Here is a 1,052-nt window from a genome sequence, read left to right on the forward strand (position 1 = left end):
GCCAGCTTATAAGGCGTTTCCCCAGTTAATGCGTATAAACCTTCTTCGCTGAGGGCATAAACCACCTTCCCCACATTTCCCCAGAAGATCGCGCCCGTACACATTGGACAGGGTTCAGTACTTGTGTAGAGCGTGCATTTCGCAAGTTCTTCTTCTGAGTAAACTTTGGATGCGGCGCGCATCAGATTGGTCTCGGCGTGGGCGGTGCAATCCTTTTCGGTCACAACAGTGTTCTCTGCCTCCAAGAGAATATTTCCGTTACCATCTGTAAGTAACGCGCCAAAAGGATGGTTGCCATGCTCGCGTGCGATTTGTGCCAGTTCAATAGCTCTCTGCAAATATTTTGACTCATTGTCGGTGATAGTTTGCTTCATAATTTACCTCTTTTTGAAGTTAAAAATTATACTCCTACACTGGCCCAATGATACAATTTCCCTATCAATCCATAGGATAATGTGGAGAATCACATGCTTTTAATTTCAGGAACTGATGAATGGAAAAAGGGACATCCCGGGGCTATTATAGGCCTCCTGGAACTGTCAGGCGTTGATAATAAAAGTGCTTCTCTTCAATTGGAGGAACGAAAAAGAGAAACCGAAGCACGCCTTAGAGATCTCTATGCTGGCTTTACCCGGCAGGATCTTGTATCCCTGCCTGTTTTATCGACATACAAAGAGTACTATAAGCGCTTCAAAAAAACCTATCATGTCCAGCTACAAGTTGAGTCGATTTTGTTGAAAGGGAAAAATTTACCGAGCATCTCCCCTTTGGTGGATGCAAATTTTATCGCGGAAGTGGAAACCTTTGTCCTGACTGCAGGGCATGATGTTGCCAAATTAAAAGGGCCAACTTTAATCGATGTGTCCCACGAGGGTGAGCAGATGCCCCAAATGAATGGGCATTTACAATCCCTTCGCCCCGGTGATATGGTGATGAAAGATGCTGAGAGGGTAAGTTGTACGATCATTTATGGGCAAGACAATCGATCCCCGATTACTCCAGCGACATCGCATGTTCTTTATGTCGCTTACGCCCCAGCGGGTGTACCTGCA

General features: G+C 45.6%; 1 protein-coding gene and 1 pseudogene. One reads left to right on the forward strand and one right to left on the reverse strand.

What is annotated here, in order from left to right; all coding sequences use genetic code 11:
• Positions 1-374, reverse strand: a pseudogene (locus tag AC3DOM_RS04905) (nucleoside deaminase); the annotation flags it as partial.
• A 93-nt stretch (positions 375-467) separates the two neighbouring features.
• Here AC3DOM_RS04905 and AC3DOM_RS04910 point away from each other — a divergent pair.
• Positions 468-1,052 (forward strand): phenylalanine--tRNA ligase beta subunit-related protein (locus AC3DOM_RS04910; RefSeq protein ID WP_487917909.1); only part of this gene is annotated, 585 nt, incomplete at its 3' end.

The organism is Candidatus Desulfolinea nitratireducens (assembly GCF_982879505.1).